This is a genomic window from Lysinibacillus telephonicus (assembly GCF_003966145.1).
In the GTDB taxonomy this organism is placed as follows: Bacteria; Bacillota; Bacilli; order Bacillales_A; family Planococcaceae; genus Ureibacillus; species Ureibacillus telephonicus.
Genome location: NZ_RXNR01000111.1, coordinates 1 through 8,509 on the forward strand (window position 1 = coordinate 1; position 8,509 = coordinate 8,509).

Here is an 8,509-nt window from a genome sequence, read left to right on the forward strand (position 1 = left end):
ATTTAAATTCTTTGTCGTAACTTTTTCGATTTGTCATCCTAGACACTCCTAGTAAATTATTGAGATTATTATACTTTATAAACTCCCAATTTACTGTGTCCATAATTTAGACTAACATCAGTACATGTTGCAATTTTTAGAGTGCAACTTTTTGTTCTATTCAGCACGCATTAACTTTGGAGCCTTTTTTATTGTCCAGCTATACGCTAAAACAAAGCAACCTAATAGAATGATGCAACCTAATATAAAAGGTGAAGGAATCTTCCATTCAAGTAAGACTCCTGCTAATGCAGGTCCTATCATATTGCCTAAACTCATGTATGCGTTGTTCATACCAGCCGCAAATCCTTGATCAGCCCCAGCAAATTTAGAAATTAACGAATTTGCTGCAGGTCTGATAAATACAGTAGAGATTTGGAAAACTGTTGAAACTGCTAAAATAATAAAGAAACCACCAACATAAATCATTAATAGCATTGTAATAGCGGCTACAACTAAATTAACTAAAATAACTTTCATTTCACCATATCGTTTAAATAATTTATCAATAATAAACATTTGAAGAACTACACCGACAAAACCACCTACAGTAATAACAATTGCAATATCAGTTGGTGAATAATCAAATTTAAGAGTTAAAAACATGGATAAGGTAGCTTGGAAATTAGCAATACCAAAACTGAAAGTAAGTACAACAATTAATAAAATAAAATAAGGTGTTTTTACTGAACGAACTAATTGTTGTATTAAGTTATCACGAGGTTGAATATTAGCCTCTTCAATTTGCGGTTTTATATTTGATAATACGACAAACGATAAAATAGCCGCAGCCAATGCTACAAAACCAGCTAAAAAGAATGGGAAATGCAAGTCTACGTTGGCTAAAAATCCTCCTAAACCAGGTCCAATCATGAAACCTAATGAAATAGCGGCACCAATCATTCCCATGCCTTTTCCTCGTTCTTCAATAGTTGTAATATCTGCTACATAAGCCATGATAGGCGGCATAATGAAAGCTGCACCAACTCCGCTTAAGAAGCGTGAAAGGAAAAGTATCCAAACTTCAGTGGCTAATCCAAATAACAATTGAGATATACCATAAACAATTAGCCCACCGATAATTAATATTTTTCGGCCGTAACGGTCTGATAAATCCCCTGCAACAGGCGACAATAAAAATTGTGCAAATGCAAATACAGCGATTAAAAATCCTAGAACTTGACCACCTACACCGAATTTCTCCAAATAAGAGGGTAATACAGGAATAATAATTCCTATACCACCCATTGTAATAAACATATTAAACATTAAAATTAGCAAAGCTATTTTTTTCTTTTTTTGAGACATTACTGTCCACCTTTCTCATACTACATCCGAAAATATGTAAAAATTAATTGTATTCAATAGCTTACCATATTCTATCTTGATTAACTACAAAAAATGGTTGTTCATTTTAACCAACATATACAAAAGCCGACGAAATTTTAATTCTAATTTCGTCGACTTAATCAATAATATAAAATGATTGTTGTGTGCAAATCCTAATCGAGGAGCTTGTGCTTTTCAAACTATCGTATAGACATTTTAAACTTTAAGAAATACTCATTGTATTTTCCTAACCATTTAAGGCCTAGGTTTTCATAAACTTCTAATTTATCTCGTAAATCTTCTCCTGGGTAAAAACGTTCGTCTTCAATTACTTCAGGATCCATTAAAGCCATTGCTGCTGCATTAGGTGTTGAGTATCCAACATAATCGTTGTTTTGTGCGGAAATTTCAGCATCTAGCATAAAGTTTATAAATGCATGAGCACCATCAATATTTGCAGCAGTTTTTGGAATAACAAAATTATCAAACCATAAATTTGAACCTTCTTTTGGTACTGCAAAATCAAGTTCTTCATTTTCCCACATCATATCGGCAGCTTGACCAGACCATGTTAAGGCAACAGCTGCTTCGTTATTAATCATTAATGGTGTAATTTCATCTCCAATGATTGCTTTAATATTTGGCGACAATGTAATCAATTTGTCTGTAGCTTTCTTAAGCAGCTCATCATCTTTTGAATTAAGTGATTCACCTAAAGAATTTAGGCCCATTCCCATTACTTCACGTGCACCATCAACTAAGAATACTTTGTCCTTTAATGAAGGATCCCATAAATCTTCCCAAGTCGTAAATGTTAAATGATCGTCAATTAAATTTGGATTATAAACAATTCCGACTGTACCCCAGAAGTAGGGGATTGAATATTTGTTTTTAGGATCAAAAGCCAAATCTAAAAAGTAAGGGTCAATATTTTTTAGGTTTGGAATTTTAGAATGATCTAATGGTATAAGGAGGTCTTTTTCAATCATCATTTGGACCATGTATTCAGAAGGTACAGCGACATCATAAGCAGAACCACCCTGTTCAACTTTTGTCATCATAGCTTCGTTTGAATCAAATGTTTCATAAATTACTTGTATGCCGGTTTCTTCTGTAAATTGATCAATTAAACTTGGATCGATATACTCTCCCCAGTTATATACCGTGATGGTATCTTTGCTTCCTTGTGAACCAGCAGTTTCTAATCTATTTGCTGCAAATAATAGGAGTGCACATACAATTATTATTGCTATAGTTGCTTGAATTAACGGTTTCATCGCTGTACCTCCTCGCTAACTCGTTTTGCACGATTCGCAACAAAGTAGTAGCCAATTACAACTAAAACAGTAATTAAAAAGATTAATCCTGATAGGGCATTAATTGTTAGCGAAATACCAGTACGTGCCATCGAGTATATTTCTACTGAAAGGGTAGAAAATCCGTTTCCTGTTACAAAGAAAGTAACAGCAAAATCATCTAGCGAATAAGTTAACGCTAAAAAGAAGCCTGCAAAAATCCCTGGCTGAATATAGGGAAGGATAACTCTTGTTAATACATCCCGCTTAGTTGCTCCTAAGTCGCGTGCCGCATCAATTAGTGACTTATTCATTTCAAGAAGTTTTGGTAAAACCATTAGTACGACAATAGGTATACTGAATGCTATGTGTGAAACTAAAACAGAAGTGAATCCAAGTTTTACACCGATCATTGTAAATAATATTAAGAAGCTCGCACCAATAACAACATCAGGACTTACGATTAAAACATTATTTAATGAAAGAAGTATATTTCTCATTTTCGCATCTTTTATCGATACAATACCTATTGCACCAAGTGTACCTATAATTGTAGAAATCAATCCAGAAAGTAATGCTACAATCACTGTGTTGATTAAGATGACGATTAATCTTGAATCTTCGAACACCGCCTTGTAATGTTCAAGGGTAAAAGATTCAAAATTGTTCATCGAGCCGCCGCTATTAAATGAGTAAAAAATTAAATAGAATATAGGAGCGTATAGAATAATAAAAACGATTATAAGATAGATCTTTGAGGCAGCAGATAATTTTTTCATTATGCACGGCCTCCTTTTCTTTGTCCTGTAACAAGCATAATAATAATCATAATTATGATTAAGAATACCGCAATTGTAGAACCCATTCCCCAGTTCTGGGATACAAGGAATTGTTGTTCAATAGCAGTTCCTAATGTAATGACTTGGTTCCCAGCTATTAAACGAGTAATCATGAATAATGATAATGCAGGGATAAACGTTACTTGAATCCCAGATTTCACTCCATCAATTGTTAAAGGAAAAACAACACGACGGAATGTTGTAAAGCTCGAAGCTCCTAAATCACGCGCTGCATATATTAATGTTGGGTTTAATTTATCTAGTGAATTGAAAATAGGAATAATCATAAATGGAATAAAAATATATACTGATACAAAAATAAAGCTGAAATCAGTAAATAAAATTTGTTTTGGTTCTATTCCGAACACTTCTACAACAGCATTTATCGGACCGTACAAACCAAAAATCCCGATAAATGCATAAGTTTTTAATAATAAATTAATCCATGAAGGAATAATAATTAACATTAACCATAAATGCTTGTGCTTTGTTTTTGTTAATAGGTAAGCAGTTGGATAAGAAATTACGAGTGTAAAAAACGTAATTAAAAATGCATACCAAAAGCTTGTGAATGTCATTTTTATATAAGCAGGGGAAAAGAATGATTGATAATTACTTAAAGTGAATTTCCCCTCTAAATCCAGCAAAGAATAGTAAACTATTAAGGCAATAGGTGCAATTACAAATAATAAAATCCATAAACAATAAGGAAACAACGATCCTTTAGAAACTCTATTTGTCATTTTAGTCTTCTCCATAGGACTCAAGTCGTTTATCAAATTCTTCTTCTGTTTCGTTTAAGCGCATTACATGGATTGCCTCTGGATCAAAATCTAAACCTATTTGTTCACCTACATCTGCCTTTTTAAGTGAATGAACTAGCCACTCATTCCCATCCTTATCATAAGTTGAAAGCTCGTAATGTACACCACGGAAAAGTTGTGTATCAACTGTTACAACGAGTTTTCCTTTATCAACACTAGTGATTTCCAAATCTTCTGGTCGAATCACTATATCTACTTTTTCATTTGGCTTCATGCCTTGGTCCACACATTCAAACGTTTTACCGTTAAATTGAACTTGGAAATCATCAATCATTACCCCGTCAACAATATTTGACTCTCCTATAAAATCTGCAACAAAGCGATTGATAGGTTCATCATAAATATCAACGGGAGTTCCTGATTGCTGAATTTCGCCATCATTTATAACAAAAATTTCATCAGACATAGCCAACGCTTCTTCTTGGTCATGTGTAACAAATACAAATGTTTTACCTAAACGTTGTTGAAGCTCTCTTAGTTCATATTGCATTTCGGAGCGTAACTTTAAATCGAGTGCAGATAATGGTTCATCTAATAAAATTATTTCAGGATCGTTGACAATTGCTCGTGCAATTGCAACACGTTGGCGTTGTCCACCAGACATTTCCGAAATTTCACGATTGCCGTAGCCACTTAAGTTTACAAACTTTAGGGCTTCCATTACTCGATTTTGGATATCAGATTCCTTTAGTTTTTTGATGCGTAATCCGAAAGCTACATTTTCAAAAACATTCAAATGAGGGAATAGAGCGTAATCTTGGAAAACGGTATTCACTTGTCGTTCATTGGCAGGTACGTTATTAATATTCTTGTCGTTAAAATATATAGTTCCGTTTGAAGGCTCTGTAAATCCTGCAATTAAACGAAGGATGGTTGTCTTCCCACAACCAGAAGGTCCTAGCAACGTATAAAATTTGCCTCTTTCAATTTCAAAATTAATATTTTTTAATACTACTGTCCCGTCATCATATGATTTTGAAACATTTTCAAATCGAATGATTGTGTCGTTCATTTTTTTGCCTCCTAACCTATAAATAAGATTCTGTTGCAACTAACAACAACATTGTTTTGCCATTGTTTGCATTAATAATTTGATGTTTTTCTGATGCTTCGTAATAGACTGCATTTCCCTCACTAGCGATATATTGTTCTTCACCTAATACAACTCTTATTTTTCCTTTTAAAACATAAATAAATGTCTCTGATAATGATGGCTCAAATTGTTTATATTCGCCGCCGTTTTGAAGAGTTATTAGAACTGGCTCCATTTCTTTTTCATTTGATGTTGGGATAAGCCATTGTATTTGATATTTTTTATCTTCATCAAAATAAGAAGTTTGGTCTTCTTCGTTATAAACGATTTTCCTTTCACTTAACGAATCATCAAAGAAATCTTTAGGAGTTGTACCTAACACTTCCAAAATAGTGAATAATGTTTCGATTGAAGGAGAATTTAAGTCACGTTCTAGTTGTGATATGTAACCTTTTGTTAAATCTGTTCTTTCCCCTAATTCTTCTTGTGTTAGTCCTTTTTTAATTCGTAATGCTTTAATTTTTGCGCCAATTTGCATAATAAATCTCCTTAAAAGTTTAGTGTTCATAAACTTCCAGTATAAAAGTTTACTTTAACAAAACTTAAAGTTTACAACAACGATATTATTATACTGGAAAAAATACGTAAATCAATACCTATTTTTTTAAGTTTTTATAAATCTTAAAGTTGAATTTCAGATTTACTTTGAATGTAACGATTTGAAAGACTTTAGAATATTTTATATTCGATCGATGCTACATTTTTTATTTCATATTAGGGGGAAATATAAATGAGATTACGCACACCAATGCCTGAATTAGAAGGGGCATCGAAATGGATTAATGGTAAAGTGACACGTTCACAATTAATAGGAGAAAAACCAACTTTAATTCATTTTTGGTCAGTTAGTTGTCATCAATGTAAAGAAGCGATGGCAAATGTTAATAGAATTTGCGAACAGTATAAGGATCAACTAAATGTTGTTGCAGTCCATATGCCTAGATCAGAAGAAGATACGGATATAAAGCAAATTAAAAAGACTGCTGCTAAGTTCAATATTTCTCATCCGGTTTTTGTCGATAATTTTTTGAAATTAACAGATGCATTTAATAATCAATTTGTCCCCGCATATTATGTTTTTGATAAATTTGGAGTATTGCGGCATTATCAATCAGGAAGCAGAGGAACGAAAATGGTGGAAACGAGTATTAATCGATTAATACAAGAAACTTAACAAACTATTAATTGCCATTCGCGCTTTACGCATTCAACGTTTATTTTGGCGAGGGAGCTGTTAATTTACTCTTTATTTTACAGAGAAAACAAAGCGCGAATGGAGCTTTATAAAAATTAGTTATAACATCTATGATTTTTAGCAAATATTAATTATAGTCCATATACTTTACAATCTATTTAAATAACTTTACAAATAATGTGAATATATGGAGGTCAAAGATGAACACTACTAAAAAAGATAGTTGGAACGCAAAATTATATGATGAACGCCATTCATTTGTATCGAAGTATGGCAGCGATGTTATCGAACTATTATCACCACAACCTGGTGAGAGAATCTTAGATTTAGGATGTGGAACAGGGGATATAGCGAAAAAACTATTTGATATCGGTGTTCATGTAATTGGTACAGATAAATCGGAAAATATGATTGAACAGGCAAAAGCAAAATATCCTGAAGTAACATTTTTAGTTAAGGATGCCATATCTCTAGATTACGATAATGTCTTTAATGCAGTATTTTCGAATGCAACATTGCATTGGGTACAGCCTCCTGAAAAAGCGATTGCTGGCATCTATAATAGTCTAATACATGGAGGAAGATTTGTTGCTGAATTTGGTGGGAAAGGCAATGTACAAGTTATTACAAACGAAGTTATAAAACAGATAAAGGCATGTGGAATAGAATATCATGAGGAAAATTATCCTTGGTATTATCCAAGCATAGGAGAATATTCAACTTTAATGGAAAGTGTTGGTTTTCGGGTGGTTTATGCATCACATTTTAATAGACCAACACCATTAGAGGGAACAGACGGTTTGAAAAATTGGATTAATATGTTTGGAAATTCACTTTTCGATGGGGTAAATCAAGACAGAAAGGATTTTATCATCGCAAATGTCGAAAACGCTCTTAAACCAATTTTATTTAAAGATGGGCGATGGGAAGCGGATTATAAGAGAATAAGGTTTGTTGGAGTCAAGGAATAATAATTAACTATACTATTTGTACAAAGCGGCGCCACTAAGTTAAAATAGGTGAAGCGAGGTCTTGTACGGAGGGGAAACATGAGAAAAGAATTTGTCGTAGTTGGATTAGGACGTTTTGGAGGAAGTATTGTAAAAGAACTGATTAGGCTAGGTGCCGATGTACTGGCAATTGATACTTCTCCTGAGCGAGTTGATGAATATGCTAAAATTGCGACTCAAGCAGTCGTTGCAGATACAACAGATGAGGAAGTAATAAAATCTCTTGGAATTCGTAATTTTGAACATGTAATTATTGCCATCGGTGAAAACATTCAAGCAAGTATTTTAACAACTTTAATTTTAAAAGATTTAGGAGTTCAACAAATTACCGTAAAAGCACAAAATGATTACCATGCTAGAGTGTTAAGAAAAATTGGTGCAGACCATGTAGTTCATCCAGAACGTGATATGGGAATTCGAATTGCTAATAATATGATGTCAAATAATGTACTTGATTACTTAGAGCTTTCTGATGAGCATTCAATTATGGAAATAAAAGCAAATGAACAAATTGCAGGGTTCTCATTAATTGATTTAGATATTCGTGCGAAATATGGAATTAATATCGTTGGCATAAAAAGGGGCGACTCCATCATCATTTCTCCTGCAGCTGATGATAAAATATTGCTTGGTGATATTCTGTTAGTTATTGGTGCAGATGTTGATATTAACCGCTTCTTAAAGAAAACAATGAGTTAAATGTTGTTTCATCAAAACGTAAATTTCCATTATGAAAAATAAATAAGGGTTGTCCAACAGTGAATTCTGAACTGCTCCCCGTCAAGTAGACAGTATAAATAATAAAAAGATTTTAAGCGGCTTGAGCTCGGAATTCTAAAGGGCTTAAGCCGTTTAATTTTTTTGTGTAACGATAATGATTATAAA

At 33.1% G+C, this 8,509-nt stretch carries 9 protein-coding genes; 3 read left to right on the forward strand and 6 right to left on the reverse strand.

The genetic code is table 11. The annotated features are described in order from the left end of the window. Positions 1-156: 156 nt before the first annotated feature. The 6 genes from EKG35_RS19855 to EKG35_RS19880 form a co-directional block, all read right to left on the reverse strand. Complete coding sequence (locus tag EKG35_RS19855) at positions 157-1,347, reverse strand: MFS transporter (protein ID WP_126296280.1); 1,191 nt, start codon at positions 1,345-1,347, stop codon at positions 157-159. Between the two features lie 221 nt (positions 1,348-1,568). After that, positions 1,569-2,645 carry an ABC transporter substrate-binding protein gene (locus EKG35_RS19860; RefSeq protein WP_126296281.1) on the reverse strand — a complete coding sequence of 359 codons (1,077 nt, stop codon included), beginning with the start codon at positions 2,643-2,645 and terminating at the stop codon, positions 1,569-1,571. Further along, positions 2,642-3,442 (reverse strand): ABC transporter permease, encoded by an 801-nt coding sequence (locus EKG35_RS19865; RefSeq protein ID WP_126296282.1) that lies wholly within the window; start codon positions 3,440-3,442, stop codon positions 2,642-2,644. The genes EKG35_RS19860 and EKG35_RS19865 overlap by 4 nt, the downstream gene beginning before the upstream one ends. Then, on the reverse strand, positions 3,442-4,245 hold the full coding sequence (locus EKG35_RS19870; RefSeq protein ID WP_126296283.1) for an ABC transporter permease: 804 nt from the start codon (positions 4,243-4,245) through the stop codon (positions 3,442-3,444). Before EKG35_RS19870 ends, EKG35_RS19865 begins: the two co-directional genes overlap by 1 nt. A gap of 1 nt (position 4,246) precedes the next feature. Continuing rightward, on the reverse strand, positions 4,247-5,338 hold the full coding sequence (locus tag EKG35_RS19875) for an ABC transporter ATP-binding protein (RefSeq protein ID WP_126296284.1): 1,092 nt from the start codon (positions 5,336-5,338) through the stop codon (positions 4,247-4,249). Positions 5,339-5,354: 16 nt separating this feature from the next. Continuing rightward, the gene (locus tag EKG35_RS19880; protein ID WP_126296285.1) at positions 5,355-5,897 is read right to left on the reverse strand and encodes a helix-turn-helix domain-containing protein; all 543 of its coding nucleotides are present in this window, start codon (positions 5,895-5,897) and stop codon (positions 5,355-5,357) included. Positions 5,898-6,149: 252 nt separating this feature from the next. Here EKG35_RS19880 and EKG35_RS19885 point away from each other — a divergent pair, with 252 nt between their 5' ends. The 3 genes from EKG35_RS19885 to EKG35_RS19895 all read left to right on the forward strand — a co-directional run bounded on the left by EKG35_RS19885 (position 6,150) and on the right by EKG35_RS19895 (position 8,323). Continuing rightward, entirely contained in the window at positions 6,150-6,593 is a 444-nt protein-coding gene (locus EKG35_RS19885) for a redoxin domain-containing protein (RefSeq protein ID WP_126296286.1), read from the forward strand. Positions 6,594-6,814: 221 nt separating this feature from the next. Continuing rightward, the gene (locus EKG35_RS19890) at positions 6,815-7,585 is read left to right on the forward strand and encodes a class I SAM-dependent methyltransferase (protein WP_126296287.1); all 771 of its coding nucleotides are present in this window, start codon (positions 6,815-6,817) and stop codon (positions 7,583-7,585) included. Between the two features lie 78 nt (positions 7,586-7,663). Continuing rightward, positions 7,664-8,323, forward strand: a complete 660-nt coding sequence (locus EKG35_RS19895) for a potassium channel family protein (protein WP_126296288.1) — start codon at positions 7,664-7,666, stop codon at positions 8,321-8,323. Positions 8,324-8,509 lie beyond the last annotated feature (186 nt).

Coding starts and splice junctions, on each gene's coding strand:
- EKG35_RS19860 (WP_126296281.1), bottom strand. CDS start 2,645: ATGAAACCGTTAATTCAAGCAACTATAGCAATAATAATTGTATGTGCA.
- EKG35_RS19870 (WP_126296283.1), bottom strand. CDS start 4,245: ATGACAAATAGAGTTTCTAAAGGATCGTTGTTTCCTTATTGTTTATGG.
- EKG35_RS19875 (WP_126296284.1), bottom strand. CDS start 5,338: ATGAACGACACAATCATTCGATTTGAAAATGTTTCAAAATCATATGAT.
- EKG35_RS19855 (WP_126296280.1), bottom strand. CDS start 1,347: ATGTCTCAAAAAAAGAAAAAAATAGCTTTGCTAATTTTAATGTTTAAT.
- EKG35_RS19895 (WP_126296288.1), top strand. CDS start 7,664: ATGAGAAAAGAATTTGTCGTAGTTGGATTAGGACGTTTTGGAGGAAGT.
- EKG35_RS19865 (WP_126296282.1), bottom strand. CDS start 3,442: ATGAAAAAATTATCTGCTGCCTCAAAGATCTATCTTATAATCGTTTTT.
- EKG35_RS19880 (WP_126296285.1), bottom strand. CDS start 5,897: ATGCAAATTGGCGCAAAAATTAAAGCATTACGAATTAAAAAAGGACTA.
- EKG35_RS19885 (WP_126296286.1), top strand. CDS start 6,150: ATGAGATTACGCACACCAATGCCTGAATTAGAAGGGGCATCGAAATGG.
- EKG35_RS19890 (WP_126296287.1), top strand. CDS start 6,815: ATGAACACTACTAAAAAAGATAGTTGGAACGCAAAATTATATGATGAA.